The sequence below is a fragment of the Enterobacillus tribolii genome (assembly GCF_003363015.1).
Taxonomy (GTDB): domain Bacteria; phylum Pseudomonadota; class Gammaproteobacteria; order Enterobacterales; family Enterobacteriaceae; genus Enterobacillus; species Enterobacillus tribolii.
Genome location: NZ_QRAP01000001.1, coordinates 555,851 through 580,548, shown reverse-complemented (window position 1 = coordinate 580,548; position 24,698 = coordinate 555,851). Strand labels below are relative to the sequence as shown.

Annotated in this window: 20 protein-coding genes; 10 read left to right on the top strand and 10 right to left on the bottom strand. The window is 55.3% G+C overall.

Translation table 11 applies throughout. The features are described from left to right. Positions 1–37 precede the first annotated feature (37 nt). Positions 38–280, top strand: a complete 243-nt coding sequence (locus tag C8D90_RS02510; RefSeq protein ID WP_115456827.1) for a DUF4060 family protein — start codon at positions 38–40, stop codon at positions 278–280. Positions 281–332: 52 nt separating this feature from the next. Here the strand turns inward: C8D90_RS02510 and C8D90_RS02505 are convergent, their stop codons facing one another. From C8D90_RS02505 to copC, 3 genes are read right to left on the bottom strand one after another with little or no spacing between them, the layout of a single operon-like run. After that, on the bottom strand, positions 333–671 hold the full coding sequence (locus C8D90_RS02505) for a YebY family protein (protein ID WP_115456826.1): 339 nt from the start codon (positions 669–671) through the stop codon (positions 333–335). Between the two features lie 22 nt (positions 672–693). Then, on the bottom strand, positions 694–1,575 hold the full coding sequence (copD, locus tag C8D90_RS02500) for a copper homeostasis membrane protein CopD (RefSeq protein ID WP_115456825.1): 882 nt from the start codon (positions 1,573–1,575) through the stop codon (positions 694–696). Positions 1,576–1,584: 9 nt separating this feature from the next. Then, positions 1,585–1,962, bottom strand: a complete 378-nt coding sequence (gene copC, locus C8D90_RS02495; protein WP_115456824.1) for a copper homeostasis periplasmic binding protein CopC — start codon at positions 1,960–1,962, stop codon at positions 1,585–1,587. Positions 1,963–3,462: 1,500 nt separating this feature from the next. Between copC and C8D90_RS02490 the strand changes: the two genes are divergently transcribed. Then, positions 3,463–4,563, top strand: coding sequence for a porin OmpC (locus C8D90_RS02490; RefSeq protein ID WP_115456823.1), 1,101 nt, complete (start codon positions 3,463–3,465; stop codon positions 4,561–4,563). Between the two features lie 73 nt (positions 4,564–4,636). Here C8D90_RS02490 and C8D90_RS02485 read toward each other — a convergent pair whose 3' ends face one another. From C8D90_RS02485 to C8D90_RS02475, 3 genes are read right to left on the bottom strand one after another with little or no spacing between them, the layout of a single operon-like run. Next, positions 4,637–4,966 carry a YdbL family protein gene (locus tag C8D90_RS02485; protein WP_115456822.1) on the bottom strand — a complete coding sequence of 110 codons (330 nt, stop codon included), beginning with the start codon at positions 4,964–4,966 and terminating at the stop codon, positions 4,637–4,639. A gap of 14 nt (positions 4,967–4,980) precedes the next feature. Beyond that, complete coding sequence (locus C8D90_RS02480; protein WP_115456821.1) at positions 4,981–5,178, bottom strand: YnbE family lipoprotein; 198 nt, start codon at positions 5,176–5,178, stop codon at positions 4,981–4,983. Next, positions 5,165–7,792: a YdbH family protein gene (locus C8D90_RS02475; RefSeq protein WP_115456820.1), complete on the bottom strand. Its 2,628-nt coding sequence runs from the start codon at positions 7,790–7,792 to the stop codon at positions 5,165–5,167. Before C8D90_RS02475 ends, C8D90_RS02480 begins: the two co-directional genes overlap by 14 nt. A 214-nt stretch (positions 7,793–8,006) precedes the next feature. Here C8D90_RS02475 and C8D90_RS02470 point away from each other — a divergent pair, with 214 nt between their 5' ends. Together C8D90_RS02470 and C8D90_RS02465 are read left to right on the top strand one after the other, a co-directional pair. Then, a complete protein-coding gene (locus C8D90_RS02470) occupies positions 8,007–8,999 on the top strand; it encodes a 2-hydroxyacid dehydrogenase (RefSeq protein ID WP_115456819.1) in 993 nt (330 codons plus the stop codon). Between the two features lie 16 nt (positions 9,000–9,015). Further along, positions 9,016–9,435: an META domain-containing protein gene (locus C8D90_RS02465; RefSeq protein ID WP_115456818.1), complete on the top strand. Its 420-nt coding sequence runs from the start codon at positions 9,016–9,018 to the stop codon at positions 9,433–9,435. A 40-nt stretch (positions 9,436–9,475) separates the two neighbouring features. Here the strand turns inward: C8D90_RS02465 and C8D90_RS02460 are convergent, their stop codons facing one another. Next, entirely contained in the window at positions 9,476–9,745 is a 270-nt protein-coding gene (locus C8D90_RS02460) for a putative hemolysin (RefSeq protein ID WP_115456817.1), read from the bottom strand. 152 nt (positions 9,746–9,897) lie between these two features. Here C8D90_RS02460 and C8D90_RS02455 point away from each other — a divergent pair, with 152 nt between their 5' ends. The 6 genes from C8D90_RS02455 (at position 9,898) to ttcA (ending at position 19,246) form a co-directional block, all read left to right on the top strand. Further along, positions 9,898–10,554: an MgtC/SapB family protein gene (locus C8D90_RS02455; protein WP_115456816.1), complete on the top strand. Its 657-nt coding sequence runs from the start codon at positions 9,898–9,900 to the stop codon at positions 10,552–10,554. Between the two features lie 158 nt (positions 10,555–10,712). Then, positions 10,713–14,246, top strand: coding sequence for a pyruvate:ferredoxin (flavodoxin) oxidoreductase (gene nifJ, locus C8D90_RS02450; protein WP_115456815.1), 3,534 nt, complete (start codon positions 10,713–10,715; stop codon positions 14,244–14,246). Between the two features lie 372 nt (positions 14,247–14,618). Next, positions 14,619–16,634, top strand: coding sequence for a formate-dependent uric acid utilization protein AegA (gene aegA, locus C8D90_RS02445; RefSeq protein WP_115456814.1), 2,016 nt, complete (start codon positions 14,619–14,621; stop codon positions 16,632–16,634). 537 nt (positions 16,635–17,171) lie between these two features. Beyond that, entirely contained in the window at positions 17,172–17,456 is a 285-nt protein-coding gene (locus tag C8D90_RS02440; RefSeq protein ID WP_115457239.1) for a hypothetical protein, read from the top strand. A 139-nt stretch (positions 17,457–17,595) separates the two neighbouring features. Next, positions 17,596–18,024: a hypothetical protein gene (locus C8D90_RS02435; RefSeq protein WP_115456813.1), complete on the top strand. Its 429-nt coding sequence runs from the start codon at positions 17,596–17,598 to the stop codon at positions 18,022–18,024. 280 nt (positions 18,025–18,304) lie between these two features. Further along, positions 18,305–19,246, top strand: a complete 942-nt coding sequence (ttcA, locus tag C8D90_RS02430; protein WP_115456812.1) for a tRNA 2-thiocytidine(32) synthetase TtcA — start codon at positions 18,305–18,307, stop codon at positions 19,244–19,246. Positions 19,247–19,497: 251 nt separating this feature from the next. Here ttcA and zntB read toward each other — a convergent pair whose 3' ends face one another. The 3 genes from zntB to ydiJ form a co-directional block, all read right to left on the bottom strand. Continuing rightward, positions 19,498–20,478, bottom strand: coding sequence for a zinc transporter ZntB (gene zntB / locus C8D90_RS02425; RefSeq protein WP_115457238.1), 981 nt, complete (start codon positions 20,476–20,478; stop codon positions 19,498–19,500). 136 nt (positions 20,479–20,614) lie between these two features. Then, positions 20,615–21,034: a hotdog fold thioesterase gene (locus C8D90_RS02420; RefSeq protein ID WP_115456811.1), complete on the bottom strand. Its 420-nt coding sequence runs from the start codon at positions 21,032–21,034 to the stop codon at positions 20,615–20,617. Continuing rightward, a complete protein-coding gene (gene ydiJ, locus C8D90_RS02415) occupies positions 21,031–24,087 on the bottom strand; it encodes a D-2-hydroxyglutarate dehydrogenase YdiJ (RefSeq protein WP_115456810.1) in 3,057 nt (1,018 codons plus the stop codon). The genes C8D90_RS02420 and ydiJ overlap by 4 nt, the downstream gene beginning before the upstream one ends. Positions 24,088–24,698 lie beyond the last annotated feature (611 nt).

Below are 24,698 nucleotides of genomic sequence, written 5' to 3'. Positions count from 1 at the left end.
AAAATAACTGATTGATATTCTGTATTATGAGGCCTGCATGAAGCGAATCATTAAAGGCGATACAAATTTCTCTCACCTCGTTGTTGCCCATGCCGCGATCGACCGGCATGAGCGAGCTTACGGATATACCCGCCAGGGTTGGCCCTCTACTTACCACATGAAATACCGGGATAAAATGATTGCGGTCGAAGTTATAACGCGCCGTCAGTCATACGTCGCCACCATTATGGTCGGCGCACGCACGTTGTCTAAACTATGCGGCATGCCGACCGCAGCATAACCACCACTATCAGGGCGCACCGGCATGTGTGCCCTGCATGAAAAATCCCGCGTTACTGACACAGCGCCTGTGCGCGACGCACAAAAGGTTCCGTACTCATTTTCTTTCCCGGCGACGCTTTATCATCGAGCAGGATCGTATCCAGCGGCTGTGCATTCACTTGCCCGCTTTTCGCCTGCTCCAGCGCCAGATCGTTAAGCGGATACTGCGCCAGCGTACCGGCATTGATGACATACAGCGCCCCGTTTTTCGTGCACTGCAACATAACTTCTTCCTTAGTAAACGCCCATTGCCCGCCAAATTGCGCTTTACTGACAGTAATCACGGTCTTGGCCGCCAAAGCGTTACCGGACAGCACCAGCAGCGCGGCCAGCAAGGTAATCTTCTTCATCATAACCTCTTGATATCCCCAATTAGTGCGGAGCTAAAGTAGCAAAGAAACTCACGGTAAACAAAGCTGATAACATCAACATTACCTGTAAAGCGCAGTTACGGGCCAGTAAACGCAGTGCTGCTTCCCGCGCCTTCCGCATCCGGGGAATCAGCCAATAGCGGTTATAAACAGCAATGGCAATGAGCCCGCAAACCAAAAACATCTTCAGCCATAATCCCGTCAGATAGCCCGAACGCCAGACGGGGACTTCCCATACCGACAGTAACCCGCCGTTAAGAATACCGCTCAACACCACCCCGGCAACCGCCAGATGTCCCCAAAAAGAAAAGTGAATCAACGCGGTAACGGCCGCAGCCGAATCACCGGCGGGGTTGCGCAGGTAACGTACGGTGCGCCAGAAAGGATAAAGCCCGCCGGCCCAATAGCCGGCGCACAGCAGGTGCAGTGAATTATTCAGGCGGTGCAGCGTACCGGAAATGCCGGGCGTCGCGGCGGCATGCCCGGTCCAGGCCAACGAGATCAGCAGCGCTGACGCCAGAAAGAACGCCGCACGCTCCCGCCCTTTCCGCTCCGGCAGGCAAAAGAGCAGCAGCGCACTGAAGCACAGTTGGTATCGCCAAACCTGGCCGAAGGACGTCTGCATAACCGCCTGCCAGACAGCGGGCCTGATACTGTCACGCCAGCCATCCCCCATCATGCCGGCCTGCAACACAACCATCATCACCGCAGTCAGCAGCGTTATCACGGCGCTCCAGGTCAGGATCCCGTGCATGGCGTCCCGCATCCGGGCACGGTAAACGGAAGGCGTCAGAAACCCGATGAAGCAGCTAACGCCAAACACCTGCATAAGCGCGGCAAAGTGCAGCCAACGGCACAGGACATACCCGATTGCGATACTCACCAGCCATCCTTACTGCACGCGAAAAGCATAGGCTCCCTGGGTTTTGTGCCCGTCAACGGAAACGACGCGCCATGTCACGCGGTACTCTCCGGAAGACAGCGTTGTCGTTAGCGGTATCACGATATGCGTTTTGTCTTGCGTCGCCACAACCGGGTTACTGGTTGGCACGATTTGCCCCCGGGCATCGTTCAGCACGATCTGGCTGAAATTCATTTCGATACCTTCGGAGAAGGTCAATTGCAGCTGACTCGGCGTAGGCACCGTGCTGTTTTCAACCGGCGCCTGCTCAATAAGGTGAGCATGAGCGCTGGCTTGCTGAACGGGAAGAAGAGCGGAGCAAACAAACAGGGCAGCCATCAGGCTGGAACGATTCGGACGAAAGAGCATAGGTTTCTTCCTTATTGTTATGTGAAACAAGCAGGTGAAGGAAGACAGCGTCCTTTCTGTCTGGGCCTGGCTGGCCCGGCGGAAGCATGAATCCGCGGCGCTATTTTACTCCTGCTCTGACGCTGTGGCTATGAAGGCTTGCGGTGTACCCAAAAGCGGACACCTCCCAGCCCAACTTTAATCAACAGAAAATCAGCGAAATGCAGAAATCCGCACGGGCACGACTTGCATATGGTCAGGATCGGGACTGTAGTTAAGCAGTTACGCAACCATCCCAACCTTAGGTTAAGAGAGGTCATCATGAGCAAAGGTATGGACAGCAAGAAAAACGCCAAGAAGAAGCCGCTGAAAACCCCGGCGGAAAAGCGGGCAGAAAAACGCGCTAAACGCGCACATCCGGACGGTGAATGATATCTGTGCACACGCGCCTCTTCCCTTTGGGGTGAGGCGCAACCTCTTCCTGTATCTGAGCCAATAAACAGAGACTACATCGCCTCTTTTCCTGAATGCTATTGTTTCATTCATAGTCATTACTATTTCGTGCTATCAATCGCGCTCATCAGATGTCCAGGTGATAACAATCAGCCATCATAGCCTTGATTAAATTAAATTTATTCCTATTACAAAACAAATGCCAATTCAGCAAGCAAATCGCACGTTTTGATTAAACAGCACGATAACCAGACGTTTCAAATACGTATTACCCACCTGCGGCATGACATAAGATCAGATATCTTTACCAAACTTTTAATATGCGCAAAGCTCTTCCAAATCCATTCTTTGCAATTAATGCTAAACACACTTTACGCCTCTCAAAGGGATTGTTCTCAGCACGATTTGCACAACGCGTTTCTGCGCAAGATATAGAAGCGGCATATTTTCCCATAAGATACAAATCTTACAAATTGCCGCACAAATAGATAAGTATAGATGAAATTTGTACGTTTCTCCTGCTCCCCCACATGTTCACAGCAAGAAAGAAAAACAATCACAATGCATTGATTTTAAATGATTTTTATATTATTCCAAATAAAAAAAAGCCGGCCCCAATATGGGTCCGGCTTAAGTAAATTGTAAGACACAGTATAAACAAAAATGCAGTAACAATGATGAGATTTAAGTATACACGATGCGAAATCGAATTATGAGCAAATCGTGTGATCTTTACGTTTCATGACCTTTTTATCTTCCGCATTATTATAACCGTGCACAACTATCTCTGGTTGAGATATTCACCCTGACAGGTAAAATATGTCTGTTTCGTAAAGAAAATGCACCCGGAGAAACATTTACATACATTTTATTACCGGGGAAAATAGCTTAATCACACATTTGCACTTTTTATTTTATCCGTAATGTACTTATTATTAGGTTATACTTTGCGGCGTGAACTTGGACAGAAGGAACGCACTTAAGTTCACAACGGGAAGTATAAAATACAAATAAAGCAGTGGCACATATATCAGACCAGCAGGTCTGCAACCAAGAAGGAATATCACGGTGAAACGTAATCTCCTGGCAGTTCTCATCCCGGCTCTGTTAGTAGCTGGTGCAGCAAATGCGGCGGAAATCTACAATAAAGACGGCAACAAGCTGGACCTTTACGGCAAACTCGACGGCCTGCACTACTTCTCAGATAACAACGGAGCCGATGGCGACCAGTCCTACGTTCGCTTTGGCTTCAAAGGTGAAACGCAGATCAATGACCAACTGACCGGTTACGGCCAGTGGGAATATCAGGCAAACCTGAACCACGCAGAAAGCCAAGACAACCAGAACTTCACCCGTGTTGGCTTTGCGGGCCTGAAATTCGGCGACTATGGCTCATTCGACTATGGTCGTAACTACGGCGTTATTTACGATATCGGCGCATGGACTGACGTTCTGCCGGAATTCGGCGGCGATACCTACGGCGCGGATAACTTCCTGTTCCAGCGTGCTAACGGCGTAGCCACCTACCGTAACAACAACTTCTTCGGTCTGGTTGACGGCCTGAACTTTGCCCTGCAATACCAGGGTAAAAACGGCAGCCCGGAAGAAACCAACAACGGTCGTGACGTCCTGGGTCAGAACGGCGACGGCTACGGTATGTCCGTATCCTACGATCTCGGCTGGGGCATCAGCGCAGCTGCAGCGTTCTCCAGCTCCAAACGTACCGACGAGCAGAACCGCAGCACGATCCTGGGCAACGGCGACAGAGCTGAAATCTACACCGGCGGCCTGAAATATGACGCTAACAACGTATACCTGGCTGCTATGTATACCCAGGCATACAACGCCAACCGTTTCGGCAGCTCTAATGCGTCCGTATACGGCTATGCGAACAAATCTCAGAACTTCGAAGTTGTGGCTCAGTACCAGTTCGACTTCGGCCTGCGTCCGTCCGTGGCTTACCTGCAATCCAAAGGTAAAGACATCGAAGGTTACGGCGACCAGGATCTGGTTAAATACGTTGACGTAGGCGCTACCTACTACTTCAACAAAAACATGTCTACCTACGTGGACTACAAAATCAACCTGATCGATGACAACAAATTTACCTATAACGCCGGTATCAACACCGACGACATCGTAGCGTTGGGTCTGGTTTATCAGTTCTGATTCGTCCCGTACGTATATGAAAGCAAAACCCCGGCCGTGGCCGGGGTTTTTATTTTATGACGGCATGCGCGCTTCAGGGTTTCTGTAACCACTTCCCGTTAATCCCGCGCACATACTCTCCCGCCGCCGCGCGATCGATCAATTTCTGCCCCGCCATCTTGGCGACTTCATCGCGGCTGACATGGTTGCTTGTGGCGATCTCCTGATATTTTTCCGCCCTGCCGGCGTTGATCCGCTGAACGAAGTCCAACGTTTCCGGATCCTGTTTCACTGCGGCAATATATCCGCTGAGTGTTTCACCTACCCGCCCCTGCCGCTTGGCGTCATCAAGGGTCAGAGCCAGCACACCATGACTAAACATCAATCCGGCGCACAACCAGGCGCCGCACAGCATCTTCTTCATCGCAGCTCTCCCCATCAGAACAAACCCGACTGGCTCTTCAGCAAGTTCTCCACGTCCTTGTCCACCTTAATATGAATTTCATGTTCAATCTTGACGTTCATATTGATAGTAATCGGTTCCTTCGGCGCCGCCACCTCAATGCGCGGCACGCATCCTCCTAATAAAGGAAGCAGCAGCAACAGGCCAGCTCCCCGGAGTTTATTGTTGCTCATGCCCTTTCCTCGCCGGTAATGAGAGATTTTGCTCCAGCCACTCCTGCAAATTGTCACCAAAACGCAGGCTGCGCCAAAGCTGAAAAACATTCTCTTCATGATGATAATTGAGCACCACTTCCCGGTGCGCGCTTTTTTGCGGATTCATGCCGTGAACCGTTGCGGCCATCGTCAGCATACCAAGGTTATCCAGATTAACCTCCGCCCGTGAACGGCTGATCTCCATGTAACGCAGCCAATCAATCGCCGCGCCGCCGACCATATTATTTTCGGCAATGGCGTCCGCCATTTGCGGGTCCAACCGGAGCGTCAGCAGGCTGGCATTATCAATCCAGCCATCGCGCACCAGCCAGTGCGGATCGTCCAGATAAAGCGGCAATTCGCCGTCGACTTTGCCCGACATGGCGAACTGCTTGGGTTTCAGGGCGGTAAACAACTCGCTGAGATCGACGCCGCGCAGCTTCAGCACCGCAGACATCGGGCGCGGAAAACGCAATGCCTCAAATCCCGCATGGCCACCCAGCATGTCAACGCCCACGTTAGAAAGCACCAGCGGCGCTTTATCACTGTAGGGATAGTAGCCCTGCAAATCCGCGCTGATATTTTGCAGCGGGAACAGGTTGTCCAGCTTACGGATACGCAGGCTGACCGGTTGTTTAACGCCCAATTGCCAGCGCTGATTTTTCATCCGGTAGGACATCAGAAAATCCAGGCCGCTCATCTCACCGTCGGTCAGCCACATACCGGCGTCTTTCACCACCAGGTGCCCGCCGGCTTCAAAGCCCTGCACGCGGGCGGCGGAAAACGCCGCCTGTCCGTAAAAACTCCCGTCGCGCAACTTCATCTTGAGATCGGAAGAAATCAGCGGCTGGAAGACCGTTGCAGACTGTTTAGCCCACCAGGCCTGCCCGCGCAGCCGTTCACCGTCCCAGCGGCCATTCAGGCTAATCGGTCCGATTTTACCAGCCTGCAGATCCCCTTTCAGCAGAAAGGCATCCGGCCCGCGCCCACTCGCCGTCAGGTTAAGCACTGCATGCGGCAGGAAACCGCCGTAGTCAAAGGCAATACGCGGCGTATCAAGCTGAAAACTGCCGCCAAACGCGCTGTTAGCCTGGCTGTCACGTTGCCAGGTCAACGGTTTGGTCAGCGTAAGGCGCGGTTTTTCCACGTTCATCATGCCGTAATGCAAACGGTCAAACCCGGTGGAAAGCTGCGTCAGCCGGACGGTGCTCCCCGACCAGGCGCCACGCCCTCCGACATCCCACCTGGCATTGAGCGGCGGTAAATCGCCGTTACCCCAATATTGCCACTGCCAGATTCCCTGGTCAGGCAGGAATTTCTCTGCCTTGCCGTCCAGATGCAAACGAAAATCGCCCCAATAAGCGTCCTTCAGTTGGACGATTGCCTGAAGCCGGCCGCTCACGCCCTCGTGATTCACCTTTATTCCGGCCAACGGCCAGCGCGCTTCACGCAGCGTCGTCTGATCATCAAGCTTGCCCCAGGCGCGCAGCAACGAGCCGCTTTCCAGCGTCATTTCCGGGTTCAGCAACGGACCACGTAACGTACCGGGAAGCGATGCGGTCACCGAGAGGTTGTCTTTATTCACCTGCCCGGTAATGCGAAACGACAGATCGCTGTCAATCAGCCCGATATTTCCCGGCCCGACGGTGACCACCACGTTCCCCTTACCGTTATGCCCTTTGGTCAGCAGATTGAAACGTGCCTGCAACTGGCTCTGGCTATAGCTTTTATCCCAGTCGCTCAGCGTCAGGCTGACGCCGCCGGCTAACGGCTGCTGCGCATAGGGCCAGCGCCACTGTCCGCCATCAATGGCGATACGGTTTTGCTCAAGTTGCCAGGGCAACTGCGCCAACGGTTCTTTAGCGTCTTGCTCGCTCAGGGTCAGTTCCCCCTGATTCTCCTGCCAGCGGAGGCGCGCGGTCAGCGGCCCGGAAACAAAAGGCGCCTGAAAACGGGCTTCCAACGCGCCGTTGCGCGGCAATGAGGCCAGATCCAACGGGATCTGTACTTCGCCATCAAGAGTTATCGGTTGTTCGGACTGCGGCAGACGCAACGTCAGCGCGTGCAGCGTCAGCCGTTGCTTATCGTCGAGGTGAGCATCCAGGCTGAGTTTTTCGCCGCGATAGCGCAAGTTTTGCCCGGCCTGATCGTTGGTCAGGCTGATTCCCCCGGCATAGGCCTGCCAGGGCGTAACGGAAAGATGATTAATCGCCAGATCGAAGGTTGGCAATGCACGCTGAATCACGTCCAGCGCCAGCGGTGTGCGGGTATCATCACCGGTGGGCAGGTTACGCAGGCAATCGGTGTCGACGTTAACATCATCCGCCACCAGCAGCCAACGCCCTTGCTGATAATTCAGGCGTGCGGAGAAAAGCCCGGCCAGCACGCAGTCTCCCGCCAGATAGCGCGCGCCCGGTAAGCGTAATGCCCCGTCTGACCAGTAAGGGCGCGCATCAAGACGTAACGTGCTGCCTTGCGGCAACCAGTGCTGCGCCACAATTGGCAGCCAACGGGCAATAGTCAGCCACAGCCCTGCCACGAGCAGCAATAGTAACGCCAGCGCCAAGCAAACGCCTTTCAGCCATCGGGTCATAACATGCCTTGCTTTTTGTTAAACCGTCGCAAAATACCATACTTAACGGATAATCTGAACGTATACGGCACAGATCCACCTAAAATCTCAATAACTTAACCGAAGTACGACAGCAACGGACACCGTGGACGGCACAGCCCGGAATCTGCTGAATAATTGTTTTTTAACCGCATTTTTGTTAACTTGATCACAATTTCTTGGTGGGGAAATCCTTATGAAACTCGCGATTTACAGCACTAAACAGTATGACCACAAATATTTGGAAATGGTGAATCAGAAATTTGGTTTCGAGCTGGAGTTTTTTGACTTCCTGCTGAGCACCAAAACCGCCAAAGTCGCGCAAGGATGCGAAGCCGTTTGTATTTTCGTCAATGATGACGGCAGCCGTGAAGTGTTGACCGAGCTGGCGAAACTGGGCGTGAAAATCGTCGCCCTGCGCTGCGCCGGTTTCAATAACGTTGATCTCGACGCCGCAAAAGAGCTGGGCATCGAGGTGGTCCGCGTACCGGCCTACTCGCCGGAAGCCGTCGCCGAACACGCCGTAGGGCTGATGATGTGTCTTAACCGCCGGATCCACCGGGCTTATCAACGTACCCGCGACGCCAACTTCTCCCTTGAGGGGCTGATTGGTTTCAACATGCATAACCGCACCGCCGGGGTAATTGGTACGGGTAAAATCGGCGTCGCGACCATGCGTATCCTCAAAGGATTCGGGATGAAGATTCTGGCGTTCGATCCCTACCCCAGCCAGCAGGCTCTGGAGCTTGGCGCAGAATATGTAGACCTGAAAACGCTGTATCAGCAGTCCGACGTCATCAGCCTGCACTGCCCGTTAACTCCGGAAAACCACCATCTGCTGGACAAAAACGCCTTCGCGCAAATGAAAGACGGTGTGATGATCATCAACACCAGCCGGGGCGGCCTGATCGATTCCAGCGCCGCCATCGAGGCGCTGAAACAGCAAAAAATCGGCGCGTTGGGCATGGACGTGTATGAAAATGAACGCGACCTGTTTTTTGAAGACAAATCCAACGACGTCATTCAGGATGACGTGTTCCGCCGGCTGTCTGCCTGCCATAACGTTCTGTTTACCGGCCATCAGGCGTTCCTGACCGAAGAGGCGCTGATCAGCATTTCCGAGACCACGCTGCAAAACCTGCTATCGCTGTCCCGGGGCGAACACTGCCCTAATTTGTTAACGGCATAAAAAGAAGAGAAAAGGCATGAACCACAAATGGATTGGCCTGGCGCTGGGCGCTTTCGTACTGGCCGGCTGCGCGCGGCATGCGGATACTCCGCAGCAGAGCGATCTGCTGCACCGTCATTTCGTGCTGACTCAGGTCGATGGCAAAGCGTTCAGCGGCGAAGCCATGTCGCCGGACATCGAGTTCGGGGAAAAACTGCACGTTTCAGGCGCAATGTGTAACCGCTTCAGCGGCTGGGGTGAACTGACCGGCGGTAAGCTGAAGGTCAGCAAACTGGTCAGCACGCGCAAAGCCTGCATCGATCCGCAACGCGCGGCGCTGGACGGCATCATCAGCGACGTACTGAGTTCCGGCGCAAACATTTCGCTGGAAAAAGGCGTACTGCAATTGAGTAACGGGCGCCATACTCTGGTCTATCGGCAAAAAGACTGGCTGTAACCTCACGCCTCCGGCAGCCTCACCCGCTGCCGGTTTCCCCTCAGCGGGTGCAGGATCCCTGCATCAGCGCCAGTTCTCCGCACCGTTTGCCGTTGGGAAGCTGACACATGCCAACCGAGCTGCCATCCAGTTGCCGGGAAAACGCCAGCGTACCGCCAGCGCGGGCGCAGTTATCAGAGGCCGGTGAGGCCATCGAAACCACGGTACGCTGATGCACATTGGCGCTGGTCGCCTGCTGTTCGGGTTCGCTGCTGCTGCATGCGGACAAAAAGCCGGCAACCACCACGGCCAATATCGGTGTTAATTTCATTATTGCTTGCTCCCTGAGCCTTTTTGATTCTGTTGTTCCCAGCGCTTGTCATCAGGTGTGCAAAACCTGTCGCGCAGCGGGTTTATAATAACTGCAAAAGTTTTACCCTTTATTGCCGGGTAAGACAACCGAATTACCGAATGAGAGAGCTTATGATCACTGATTTATTGCTGCGTGTCGCCCTTGCGGGATTTCTCGGCGGCCTGATCGGCCTGGAACGCCAGCTCCGCGCCAAAGAGGCAGGGTTACGTACCCATATTCTGGTCGGCATCGGCAGCGCTTTGTTTATGATAGTTTCTAAATACGGTTTTGCCGATATTTTGAACGAAAGTCACGTTGGTCTGGACCCCAGCCGTATCGCCGCCCAGGTCGTCAGCGGCATGGGTTTTCTCGGCGCGGGCACCATCATTATTCAGAAGCAGGTTGTTAAGGGGCTGACTACCGCCGCCGGCCTGTGGGTCACCGCGGCCATCGGCCTGGTGATCGGCAGCGGCCTGTATGAAATCGGCATATACGGCGCGCTGATGACGCTGGTGGTGCTGGAGGTATTCCGCCAGTTGGGAAACCACCTGCTCGGCCACCATCATTCCATGCTGATACGTCTGTTGCCGGAAAGCGTGCCGGGCGTGCTGGTCACGCTGCAAAAGCTGCGGCTGAAGCCTGGCTACCTGTCGGTCGTCCAGCATGAAAACGACAGCGAAGTCTGCGAGATGACGATGGAGCTGACCCTGCGCCCGAAGCAGGAGATCAGCGACGTTTATGCCCAGGTGCAACAAATCAGCGGCGTACGCTTTATCGATATCCGCTAACGCGGGTATCGTTTCCCCCCCCCCTGCTTACCTGCCTGCGCTTTGCCATAAAACTGATAAGACTGCCGATCGCATTTTGTTAGACTTTCGGCATCTGAGAGTGTACCGGACTGTAATCGGACACATCCTGTTTTAGTGAGCAAACAAAGGTACGTTTAATGATCACCACTGACGGTAACAGCGCAGTGGCCTCGGTGGCTTACCGCACCAATGAGGTCATTGCGATCTACCCCATCACGCCAAGTTCCACCATGGCAGAACAAGCGGATTCCTGGTCAGGCGACGGACGCCAAAATATCTGGGGCGATACGCCCCGCGTTGTAGAGATGCAGTCGGAAGGCGGCGCGATCGCCACGGTACACGGTGCCTTGCAAACCGGCGCGCTGGCGACCTCCTTCACCTCCTCACAGGGATTGCTGCTGATGATCCCGAATCTGTACAAAATCGCCGGCGAACTGACGCCATTCGTGCTGCACGTCGCGGCCCGCACGGTCGCCACCCACGCCTTGTCTATTTTCGGCGATCACTCCGACGTCATGGCCGTGCGCCAAACCGGTTGCGCCATGTTATGCGCCGCCAGCGTACAGGAAGCACAGGACTTCGCACTGATTTCCCAGATCGCCACGCTCAACAGCCGCATACCGTTTATTCATTTCTTCGACGGTTTCCGTACGTCGCATGAAATCAATAAAATCGCGCCGCTGTCTGACGATACGCTGAAAGCCCTGCTGCCGCAGACGGCTATCGACGCACATCGCGCACGCGCCCTGACGCCGGATCATCCCGTCATTCGCGGCACATCGGCCAACCCGGATACCTATTTCCAGTCGCGTGAGGCCACTAACCCGTGGTATGACGCCACCTATCAGCACGTTGAAGACGCGATGACGGCATTCGCCGCGCAAACCGGCCGTGCGTATCGCCCGTTTGAGTATTACGGCCACCCGCAGGCGGATCGCGTGGTGATCCTGATGGGATCGGCCATCGGCACCTGCGAGGAAGTCGTCGATACCCTGCTGAGCCGGGGTGAAAAAGTCGGCGTACTGAAAGTCCGCCTGTTCCGCCCCTTCTCCGCCCGGCATTTGCTGGATGTGCTGCCCGCCAGCGCCAAACGCATCGCGGTATTGGATCGTACCAAAGAACCGGGCGCGCAGGCCGAACCGCTTTACCTTGATATCATGACCGCGTTGGCCGAGGCCTGCTCCCGCGGAGAACGCGACAGCATGCCGCGCGTTATCGGCGGACGCTACGGGCTATCATCAAAAGAGTTCGGACCGGACTGCGCGCTGGCCGTGTTTAACGAACTGAAGCAGGAGGCCCCGCGCCCGCGCTTTACCGTCGGCATCTTTGACGACATCACGCATCTCTCGTTGCCGCTGAGCGATGAGTTACTGCCGCAGCGCACCCGGATGGAAGCCCTGTTTTTCGGACTGGGCAGCGACGGCACCGTTTCCGCCACCAAAAACAACATCAAGATCATCGGCAACAGCACGCCTTATTACACCCAGGGCTATTTCGTTTACGACTCCAAAAAAGCAGGCGGGTTAACGGTCTCGCACCTGCGTATCAGCGACAGCCCGATTCACTCCGCCTACCTGATTGGTCAGGCGGACTTCGTCGCCTGCCACCAATGGCAGTTCATCGACAAATACCAGATGGTGGAAAAACTGAAACCCGGCGGCATTTTCCTGCTCAACACGCCGTTCGCCGCCGCTGACGTCTGGCACAATCTGCCGCAGGACGTGCAGGCGTTGCTTCACCAGCGCAAAGCCCGGTTTTACGTCATCAACGCCGCCAAAATCGCGCGCGAATGCAAGCTGGGCGCCCGCATCAACACCGTGATGCAGATGGCCTTCTTCCACCTGAGCAACGTTCTGCCTGGCGTCGATGCGCTGAGCCTGTTGCAGGACGCCATCAGCCGCAGCTACAGCAGCAAAGGAAACGACGTCGTGGAGCGCAACTGGCAGGCGCTGGCCGCCGCGCGCGACGCCCTGACGGAGATTGCGCTGAGTCCGGTTGATGAAACCAGCCCGGTGCGCCCGCCGGTAGTCTCCGACGCCGCCCCGGACTTCGTGAAAACCGTCACGGCAACAATGCTGGCCGGGTTGGGCGACGCCCTGCCTGTTTCCGCCTTCCCGCCGGACGGCACCTGGCCGACCGGCACCACCCGCTGGGAAAAACGCAACATCGCCGAAGAATTTCCCATCTGGGAAGCGCCGTTGTGTACCCAGTGCAACCACTGCGTCGCGGCCTGCCCGCATTCGGCCATCCGCGCCAAAGTCGTTTCCCCGGAAGCGATGGAAGGCGCGCCGGCGTCGCTGGACTCCCTGGACGTCAAGGCGCGCGATATGCGCGGCCAGAAATACGTGCTTCAGGTCGCGCCGGAAGACTGCACCGGCTGCAACCTCTGCGTGGAGGTCTGCCCGGCCAAAGACCGGCAAAATCCGGAGATCAAGGCCATCAACATGAAACCGCGCCTTGAGCATCTGGAAGAGGAAAAAGCAAACTTCGGCTTCTTCCTCGAACTGCCTGAAATCGATCGCAGCAAAATTGAGCGTATCGACATCCGCACCTCTCAATTGATCAGCCCGCTGTTCGAATATTCCGGCGCCTGCTCCGGCTGCGGTGAAACGCCTTACATTAAGCTGCTGACCCAGCTTTACGGCGATCGTTTGCTGATTGCCAACGCTACCGGTTGTTCTTCGATTTACGGCGGAAACCTGCCCACCACGCCCTATACCACCAACGCGGAAGGACGCGGGCCGGCCTGGGCCAACTCATTATTCGAGGACAATGCGGAATTCGGCCTGGGCTTCCGCCTGACGGTGGATCAGCATCGCCAGCGGGTTCTGCGTTTGCTGGACGAACTGCGTCCAGAACTGCCGCAAGATCTGGTGGCGGCGTTGCAAAGCGAAGGTACTGAGGCGGACGTTCGCCGTCAACAGGTTGCCACGCTGCGCGCATTATTGCGTGATAACGCGGCCCCGGCGGCGCGTCAGTTAGAGGCCGATGCCGATTATCTGGTCGATAAGTCTATCTGGTTGATCGGCGGCGATGGCTGGGCCTACGACATCGGCTTCGGCGGCCTTGACCACGTCCTTAGCCTGACGGAAAACGTCAACGTTCTGGTGCTCGACACCCAATGCTATTCCAACACCGGCGGCCAGCAGTCAAAAGCGACGCCCATCGGTGCGGTGACGAAGTTCGGCGAGCACGGCAAACGTAAGGCACGCAAGGATTTGGGCGTCAGCATGATGATGTATGGCCACGTTTACGTCGCGCAGATCTCCCTGGGCGCGCAGCTTAACCAGACAGTGAAAGCGATTCAGGAGGCGGAGGCGTATCCCGGCCCGTCGCTGATCATCGCTTACAGCCCCTGTGAAGAGCACGGATACGACTTGGCCTACAGCCATGAGCAGATGAAGCAACTGACGTCGGCAGGGTTCTGGCCGCTGTATCGCTTCGATCCACGCCGCACAGAAGAAGGGAAACCGGCTCTGGCGCTGGATTCCCGCCCGCCGTCGGCAGACCTGACCGCAACGCTGCTGAACGAGCAACGCTTCCGCCGCCTGAACACCACGGAGCCGGACGTCGCGGAGCTGCTTTACCGTGAAGCCGCGGAAGAGCTGCAAAAACGCTTCGATTTCCTCAGCCAGATGGCGGGGAAAAGCGAAAAAAGCGCCGCCGAGTAATTTTCCTTAGCACGTTTCATACCCGGCGATGGCATTTTCGTGCCATCGCTGTTCATTTCTGTGCACCTGAACAATTCCCCCGCGCCCATTCCCCGATTATCATGTACACATGCATATTGATAATTAAAATTTCGTTTTGATAACAGGGACGATAGCGGGCAGGAGAATTCCTGAGTTGAAATTGACATAACGCATTCCTTTACCGGAACCGTATGTTTTTCAACCTAATTGCTCACCAGGAATGTGATAGATTCCACAACATAACATTTCTTATCGCTCCCTTTACGTTAATTATCCCTGCTTGTGCATGATAAATGCATAACCCGGTGATGATTCTTTCATTTTCTGGACGTTGTGTTGGGTGAGGTCGCTATGAATCGTTTTGTTATCGCCGATGCCAAAAACTGTATCGGTTGCCGTGCATGCGAAGTGGCATGCGTCATGGCTCATAATCACGGCGAACATGTTTTGACGCCGGAGTTGTTCCAGCCACGCATTCACGTAATGAAATACGGCGAACAACGCACCGCTATTTTATGCCGCCATTGCGAAGACGCCCCGTGCGCCACCGTTTGCCCTAACGGCGCGATCGTTCGCAGCGACGACAGCATTCAGGTCATTCAGGAAAAATGCATCGGCTGCAAAACCTGCGTTGTCGCCTGCCCGTTCGGCGCGATGGAAATCGTGACCTACCCTGATCCGCACGCCGGGCGCAACAGCGGCGTCATCGCCAACGCCCATAAGTGCGATCTGTGCGCGGGCGTGGCGGACAGCCCGTCCTGCGTCGCCAGTTGCCCCAGTAATGCCCTGCAGTACATCACCGAACAGAACCTGAATGCCCTGCGGCGTCAACGCCTGCAAACCGCGGCGTTCACCCTCGACGCGGACGAACAGGGGCTTACCGCCGCCCAGCGCGCCGCCCCGGCCCGCACCAGCAAAGTCGCCAAGATGAAAGGCAGCCCGGCGCGCCATGATCCGGTGAAGAAACCGCTGGAAATCCGCAAAGCCCAGTTCGTGGAAATCTATCCGACCTTTACCGCCGGAGAAGCGGGGCAACAGGCGGAGCGCTGCCTGTCATGCGGCACCCACAGCGTCTGCGAGTGGACCTGTCCGCTGCACAACCGGATTCCTCACTGGGTGCGCCTGGTCAAAGAGGATCGGGTAATGGAAGCCGTAGAACTTTCCCACCAGACCAACTGCCTGCCTGAAGTTACCGGCCGCGTTTGCCCGCAGGATCGCCTGTGTGAAGGTTCCTGCACGCTGGGCAAAGAGTTCGGGGCTGTCACCGTTGGCAACATTGAGCGTTATATTACCGACACCGCCTTCCAGCGCGGATGGAAACCCGATCTTTCTTACGTTAAGCCGGTTAATAAACGCGTAGCGATTATCGGCGCCGGCCCGGCCGGGTTAGCCTGCGCCGACATCCTTGCCCGTAACGGCGTGAAAGCCGTGGTCTTTGACCGTCATCCTGAAATCGGCGGTATGCTGACCTTTGGCATCCCCTCTTTCAAGCTGGAAAAATCCATCATGGCGCATCGGCGTGAAATCTTCACGGGGATGGGGATCGAGTTCCATCTGGATACCGAAATCGGCCGTGACATCCCGATGGCACAGTTGATGAGCGACTTTGATGCAGTTTTTGTTGGCGTGGGAACCTACCAGTTCATGAAGGCCGGCATTGAAAATGAAGACGCGCCAGGCGTATATGAGGCGTTACCGTTCCTGATCGCCAACACCAAACATGTGATGGGATTACCGGAAAAAGATGATGAGCCTTACATCAATATGGCCGGTAAAAAGGTCGTCGTGCTGGGCGGCGGCGACACCGCGATGGACTGCGTACGGACATCGGCACGCCACGGCGCGGAAGTCGTCACCTGCGCCTACCGCCGCGATGAAGCCAACATGCCCGGCTCTAAAAAAGAAGTGAAGAACGCGCGTGAAGAAGGCGTACTGTTCGAGTTCAACGTTCAGCCGCTGGGGATTGAAGTTGACGAAAGCGGGAAAGTCAGCGGCATTCGTATGCTGCGCACCGTTATGGGTGAACCCGACGCCGCCGGACGCCGCCGTCCGAAGCCGGTGCCTGGCTCCGAGTTCGTGATGCCGGCTGACGCCGTGGTCATCGCCTTTGGCTTTACGCCACACGCCATGCCCTGGCTGAAAGCGCAAAACGTAGGCTTTGACCGTCAGGGCCGCATCGTCGCCAGCGTGGAAACCCGTGTTCCTTACCAGACCAGCAACCCGAAGATCTTTGCCGGCGGTGATGCCGTACGCGGCGCCGATCTGGTGGTTACCGCGATCGCGGAAGGCCGTCACGCCGCAGAGGGGATCATGCAATATCTGGATGTTGAACCTCAGCGTCCGCGCATTGAGCCGGAAGCAGCCTGAGGACAATGGCAGGTTCATCAAGGGCGGGTTTTCCCGCCTTTTTCTTTTCAGGAATATTTCTTTTAATCAATCCGCAGAACTATCGTGCTGAATTAATATCCTCCGGGTAATATAAAGCCGCGGAATATACGTTAGCGGAGACATGGGTCCGTAACGCCATAAAATATGTCGAGCCACTACATAATGTAACAATAAGGCATGTTCACTCTTTACCACAATCGTCTGCTATTAATAATATGAAACACCCCTTCATGAAATATTCCTGATTACTATAAACATGCACCACCAGCCGCTTTCCCCTCCTCTCAGCAGCAATCAAGTTGAATTATAAATTTCATGTAAATCAATTAGTTAACACAATTTCAATAATGAAGTTATATAAAAAAACCAATAACGCACGCTGATTTCATGCACCATGGTTATACATTTCATGCTGATGCAGAAGAAATAAACGAATACATCTCAGTGATTGCAGAGCAAGGCAAATTACTTAAAATTTATAAGACTATTTACATCATTTATATTGGAGTTTATTCCATGAAAACGCTTATTGCTTCACTGCTGTTTGTTACCGCAGCAACCGGTTCTGCTTTTGCCGCAGATATGCAAATTCCCTGGGCCGACAACAGCGGCGGAACCGAGAGTAACCATGTTGCCGCAGTAGGTCAGGATCTCAATTATCAGCACCAACAGATCACCAAGTCTAAAGTAGAAGGCGTATGGGCTGATGCCTCCGGCAGCATCAGCGCGGACGAACAGGCATTAACCAGCCAAAAACCACCGGTCGTCGCCGACCCTAAACTCATGCCGCATCAGGGATAAAGGCCAATCTATGGCGTTATTCTGTCATCCGGAGCAACGGGCTGCTAAGCGGCCCGCTGTGTTTTTATTTTCAAGGCTGGATGCCTTTCATTCGCTCGGCTAGACTGTCACACCAACTCACCATTGCAGGGACGGCTAAATGGGCTACATCATCGGATTTATTATCGGAAAAATACTGACTTTCCTGATGTTCTGCTTTCTGATCGGCGGTATTCTCAACCTGGTAAAAAAATCCACGCCCCCCAAAACCTTATTACAAGCCGTTCGTTCCCCTTCTGCCTTTATTCCAGCCCTGATACTGACATTGCTTACCCTGGCCGCTTCCTTCACGGCCTCAGAGAACGAAAAACGCGAGGCTGAATTCACCGCATTCCAGCGTGAGTGCGTAAAAAAGGCGATGCAACAAGTTTCCCCGGAAGACGCGGAACGGGGTTGTGCCTGCGTAACGGCGCTATTCCGTGAACGGTATCCTTCCGTACGCGCGCTGGAAACGGCCATAAAGCAGGGCGGTGAAGATATTGAAAATCTGAAAGCGGAAGGCACGGCACGCTGTGCCGTACAAAACTGAAGCTTATTTCACTACCTCCCCAAAACACACTGGAATTCGTCCCCATAATCCGTACCATACACGCCATACTTTTGCATGCCGGCGCCGACCGGTCAGCATAACCTTCCCCTTCTTGCATCGCGAGTCAGTCGGGGCATGAAAACGCGTAAAGGGCATACAAAATCTGCGCAACACGGACCGATAAATTACACAGCGAGCACATACGGACGATAAACGCGAAGCTCGTAGTGCAGAAAACTATGCCTTCCGGTGCCCCATAAAGAATTTGAGTTAAGGTTAAATGAAAGAAAATCAATCCGTTAAGCCTAAAGAACAGTACAATCTCAACAAGCTGCAAAAACGCCTGCGCCGCAACGTGGGCGAAGCCATCGCCGATTTCAATATGATTGAGGACGGCGATCGCATCATGGTTTGTCTGTCCGGCGGCAAAGACAGCTACACCATGCTGGAAATCCTGCGGAACCTACAGCAAAGCGCCCCGGTGAATTTCAGTCTGGTTGCCGTCAACCTTGACCAAAAACAGCCCGGATTCCCGGAGCACGTACTGCCCGCCTATCTCGACAGCATCGGCGTGGAGTACAAGATCGTAGAAGAGAACACCTACGGCATCGTAAAAGAGAAAATTCCCGAAGGGAAAACCACCTGCTCTCTTTGCTCACGCCTGCGCCGCGGCATTTTGTACCGTACGGCAACGGAACTCGGCGCCACGAAAATAGCGCTGGGCCATCATCGTGACGACATTTTACAGACGCTGTTTCTAAACATGTTCTACGGCGGCAAGCTGAAAGGCATGCCGCCCAAGCTGATGAGCGACGACGGCAAACATATCGTTATCCGTCCGCTGGCCTACTGCCGGGAAAAAGACATTGAGCGCTTCGCCGAAGCACGCAGCTTCCCGATCATTCCGTGCAACCTGTGCGGCTCACAGCCGAACCTTCAGCGTCAGGTCATCAAAGAGATGCTGCGCGACTGGGATAAACGCTACCCCGGCCGCATCGAAACCATGTTCAGCGCGGTACAAAACGTGGTGCCTTCACACCTTGCCGATACCCGCTTGTTTGATTTTAAAGGCATCCACCACGGCGCAGAAGTGGTCGACGGCGGCGATCTGGCCTTTGACCGGGAAGAACTGCCCGTTAACCCCGTAGGCTGGCGCGAGGATGATGAAGATATGCCGGATTTGACGCAGGGCGTTCGCCTGGACGTCATTGAAGTGAAGTAAGAATCGCAGACAAAAAAATGCCGGCTTCAGAGCCGGCATGGTACGAATTAAATGTGCTATGCAATAATTCAAAAAATTAGGAAGTAAGACAATATGGAGCGCAACGCCCATCGCTTGACGTTGCATTCACCTGCGAGAAGCAGTTTGCAATACCACTCCCGCGGAATATTTGATATGGCTCAATCTAATCCGCCCTTTCAAATTTGATTAAGAATATTTTTGATATAGCCCAAATAATACCAGGGCGATTTTTACAACCATTTACTCCGTTTTAACCACCAGACAACCCCACCGACCAATACCAGCAGCAATCCGCAAAAAATACTGAAGCCGAATCGCGACGTATTACCCGGAATGCCGCCCAGGTTGACGCCGAACAGCCCCGTCAGGAAGGTCGTCGGCAGGAATAACATCGCCATCAGCGACATGGTATAGGTACGACGGTTCATGGAGTCCGCCATCTGAGTGGCGATTTCATCAGCCAGAATGCCCGTACGGGCAATACTGCCGTCCAGATCATCCAGCCCCCGCCCCAGGCGGTCGGCAATGTCCTGCATACGCCGGCGATCGTCGTCCGTCATCCAGGGCAGTCGCTCGCTTGCCAGGCGTGAAAATACGTCCCGCTGCGGCGACATGTACCGGCGCAGCACGATAAGTTGTTTACGAATCAACGCCAGCTGCCCGCGCTCCGGCACCTGATTGTCCATCAGGTTATCTTCAAGATCGATAATCTTGTCATGCAGGTCTTCAATAAATTCGCTGGTGTGATCGGTCAGCGCATCGGCTATCTGCACCAGCAAGTCTCCGCTGCTGACCGGGCCGGTATGGTTCTGCAGATCGGTCAGCACCTCGTCGATGGCGAACACCTTACGGTGGCGGGTAGAAACGACCAGTTTATCCGTCATAAACAACCGGATGACCACCAGTTGGTCCGGGCGTGAGTCACGGTTAAAGTTGATGCTGCGCAGAATAATCATGGTGCCGTCGCCAAGACGCGTCACGCGCGGACGCATGCTCTCACCGCCCAGACACACACGAACGGCGTCCGGCAATAATGGCGTCCCATTCAGCCAGTTCTGCGTTTCCTGAAATGTATAATCCATATGCAACCAGCACGGCTGCCCGGCCGACGCCTGCGTGTCCGCAGTAATCGGCACGCTGCCGCCTTTACCGTCAAGCTGAATGGCATATACCGCATCCGCCGGCAACTGAATCTCCGCGCCGGAAATGATACTTTGAACCTCCACAGACGACCCCGCAGCTAAAAAATGGTTGATGGATCACAGTTTAGCGCCCATGGATGAGAAATTAAAATTTGAATTACAGAGGGTTACTCCCCGGCATCACACCGGGGAGTAATACGGGTACTCAGCGGGGATCGACAATCATGGTCGTCAGGCGGGAAACGCAGCACAGGCGGTCCTGCTCATCAAAGATATCAATCTGCCACACCTGATTACGGCGTCCGGCATGCAACGCCCGGCACACGCCGCGCACCTGTCCGTCCCGCACAGCCCGCAGGTGATTGGCGTTAATCTCGACGCCGACCACCTGTTGCTGACCTTCCGAGCACAGATAGCCGGCCAGCGACCCCAGGGTTTCCGCCAACACGACGGATGCGCCGCCGTGCAACAAGCCGAAAGGCTGCCGGGTTCGCTGATCGACAGGCATCGTGCCTTCCATTTCATTGTCATCCAGGCGGGTAATGATGATGCCCAGATGCCCCACCATGCAGTCCGCTCCGGTCTGGTTCAGTTGTTCCAGCGTGGCCGCGCGTTTCCAAATCATGACACAATCTCCAGCAGCGCCTGTAACGGATGCCGCAGCCCGTTACCCTCAACACGTTTCACCTGGCTGCGGCAGGAATACCCGGGGGCCAGACAGCGCTGACGCGGCAGGCGCTGCAATGCCTGATGCCACGACAACTCATAGATGCCCAGCGAATTCTCCAGATTCTTGCTTTCATGTCCGTAGGTTCCCGCCATCCCGCAGCAACCGACGCTGACGTTCTCCAGCTTCGCGCCGAAACGGGCAAACAGTTTTTGCCACTGTTGAGAACTGGCTGGCAACGCGGTGCTTTCCGTACAATGCGCAAACAGATACCACGGCTCGCCGCTGATGTTGGCTTCTTCCTCAACCGCGGGGAGCGCTTTTTGCAGCCATTCATGAACCAACTGAACGGTGAAATCCCCACGCCGGTCACCCAGTATTTCACGGTACTCATCGCGGTAACACAGCACCAGCGCCGGATCGACGCCGACCATCGGCATACCGAGGCGCGCAACGCGGTTAAGGAATTCGGCGGTTCTTTGCGCTGTTTTGGCGAAACGCGTCAGGAATCCTTTAATGTGCTGCGCCTTTCCGTTCGGTGAGAACGGCAACAACACCGGCTCAAATCCCAGCTTCTCCACCAGACGAACAAAATCCGCCACGACCTGCGCATCGTAATAGCTGGTAAACGGGTCCTGCACGATCAGCACATGGCGCTGACGGTCTTTTTCCCCCAGCGTCTCAAGCTGTTCCAGCGTTTTTGTGGCGGCACGATGCCCGGCAAGCTGCTGGTTCAGCGTCGGGGATGAAAGCAGCGGCAGGTCCACCATACCAATGTGTTTCCGGCTCAGGTTGCGTACCCAGGGCTGACGCAGGAAGAAGTTAAACACCCGTGGCGCCTTCGCCATCAGCGGCGCATAGCCTTCCACCGCGGCGACCAGGTAATCACTCGCCGGGCGCAGATAACGGGTGTGATACAGCTGAAGGAAACGCGCACGGAAAGCGGGAACGTCTATTTTGATCGGGCACTGTGTAGAACAGGCCTTACAGGCCAGGCATCCCGACATCGACGCCTTAACTTCGTGAGAGAAGTCATACTCACCTTTACGCGCATGCCAGCTGTTGCGCGTTTTCTCTATCAACCCGCGCAGCGTAGACGTTTTCCCCAGGCGCTCTTCCAGCAGCAGCGGATCCGCGCCCTGTTCCGCCAGTAAGCGCAACCACTCCCGCACCAGCGTGGCGCGTCCTTTCGGCGAATGGATGCGATCGCCGGTAATTTTCATTGATGGGCACATCGGGCTGCGGGCATCGAAGTTAAAGCACAGGCCGTTGCCGTTACACTCCATCGCGCCGCGAAACTCCGTGCGCACCGAAAGCGGGATCCGGCGATCGTAGGTGCCGCGTTTCTCCGCATCCACCTGCATCATCGGAGCATCTACGCCCAGCGGCGAACAAATTTTACCGGGGTTGAGGCGGTTTTCGGGATCAAACGCCGCCTTGACGCGGCGCAGCTCGTGATACAGGGTTTCACCGAAAAATTCCGGGCTATATTGCGCGCGGAACCCCTTCCCGTGCTCCCCCCACAGCAAACCGCCGTATTTGGCCGTCAGCGCCACCACCTGGTCGGAAATTTGCTTCATCAGCAGCTCCTGCTGCGGATCGCACATATCCAGCGCCGGCCTGACGTGCAGCACCCCGGCATCAACGTGGCCGAACATGCCGTAGGCCAACTGATGTTCATCCAGCAACGCGCGGAACTCCGTGATGTAATCCGCCAGATGCTGCGGCGGCACGCAGGTATCCTCCACGAAGGGAATCGGCTTCGCCTGCCCTTTGGCGTTCCCCAGCAGCCCCACCGCTTTTTTACGCATTGCGTAGATACGTTCAATGCCGGGCAAATCGCCGCAGACCTGGTAGCCGATCACGCCGCCCCGGCCTTCCGCCATCAGCGCATCAAGGCCCTGGCACAGCCTGTCAAGCCGGCCGTCGATCAGTTCCTCATCATCACCGGCGAACTCGACGATATTCAGCCCCAGCATCTCTTTATCCGGCACATCCAGAATCAGCTCGTTTACCGAGTGCCAGATAATGTCTTCACGCGCCAGGTTCAGCACCTTGGAATCCACGGTTTCCACCGACAACGCCTGGGCATCCACCATAAAAGGCGCATTGCGCAAGGCGGAGTCGAAAGAGTCATATTTCACGTTAACCAGACGGCGCACTTTGGGTAACGGCGTAATGTCCAGCCGGGCTTCGGTAATGAAGGCCAGCGTGCCCTCTGAGCCGGTCAGGATGCGGGTCAGGTCAAAAGTTTGCAGGTCGTCGCTGAAGACATGCCGCAGATCGTACCCGGTCAGAAAACGGTTCAGCGCCGGGAATTTTTCCAGGATCAGCGCGCGGTTGTCACCGCAGCTTTCCAGTACGGTCCGGTAAATATTACCGGCCAGCGTACCTTCCTGCGCCAACTGGCGGGCCAATGCGACCGGCACCGGCGCGGTGTCGAGCAACTCACCGCCCAGCAGCACCGCCCGCAGGCCAAACACGTGGTCGGACGTTTTGCCGTAGACCAGCGAACCTTGCCCGGAAGCATCGGTATTGATCATACCGCCCAGCGTGGCGCGGTTACTGGTGGACAATTCGGGAGAGAAGAAATACCCGTACGGCTTCAGGAACTGATTAAGCTGATCCTTAATCACGCCTGCTTCCACCCGGACCCAGCCCTCTTCCACGTTAATATCCAGGATCCGGTTCATATAACGCGACATATCGACGATGATGCCGCCGTTAAGCGCCTGCCCGTTGGTGCCGGTGCCGCCGCCGCGCGGGGTAAACACCAGCGGCCGGAATTTGTCCTCCGCGGCCACACGCGCCAGCAGCGCCACATCCGCGGTAGAACGCGGAAAAACCACGGCATCCGGCAGATGCTGATAAATACTGTTGTCGGTTGCCATCGTCAGGCGCGTGGCGTAGCGGGTGTCCGTATCACCGGTAAACCCCTGCCCGGCCAATGCCTGTAAATAGTCCAGCACCCGTTGGTCCAGCCCGGGCGCCTGCGCGATTTGAGGGATCATGCCAAGCTGATCCGATCCATGCTTGCTCAAAGGAATACCACCTGTAGTCATTGCGCCGGGCGGCAGGCCCGGTCCAGTCTGTCCGAGATTCCCATTCCCTCTGCGGAGAATTGGGGATGCCCGCCGGAGCGGGTCACTTTTGAAACTACCATAAACCGGCCGTTCTGCCGATGGCGCTGGTGATAAAATTTCTGAATAATTAAAGGCCTTACCCCGCCTGCAGCTACTAATCGGGAGGGCGACGATTCTGATAATTCTCGCCCGGCGCGATTATGGGAAATGCCTTAATGTTTCTTTAAGGTTCACAGGGAATACTGCTCTACAGTCAGCCACTGTACGGAACCCGAACACCATGAGTTATCTGCCGCGCAATCTTGCCGAACTGGGCGCCAGCGTTTTTTGCCTGGTGATTATTACCCTGTTTGCTTACCAATACCTGAACCTTCTCCCCTGATTCAACGCCATGCCCACAGGGCATGGCGTCGCCTGTCTCCTGTTTTTCCCCTGAACCGCTATTCTTTTATCCGGGACTATTTTTCGTCCTGGCTCTAGGGTTTCGCTACGCTTTACGTCATCATACGGCCCAAAGGCCACCCGACAGTTTTGTATTG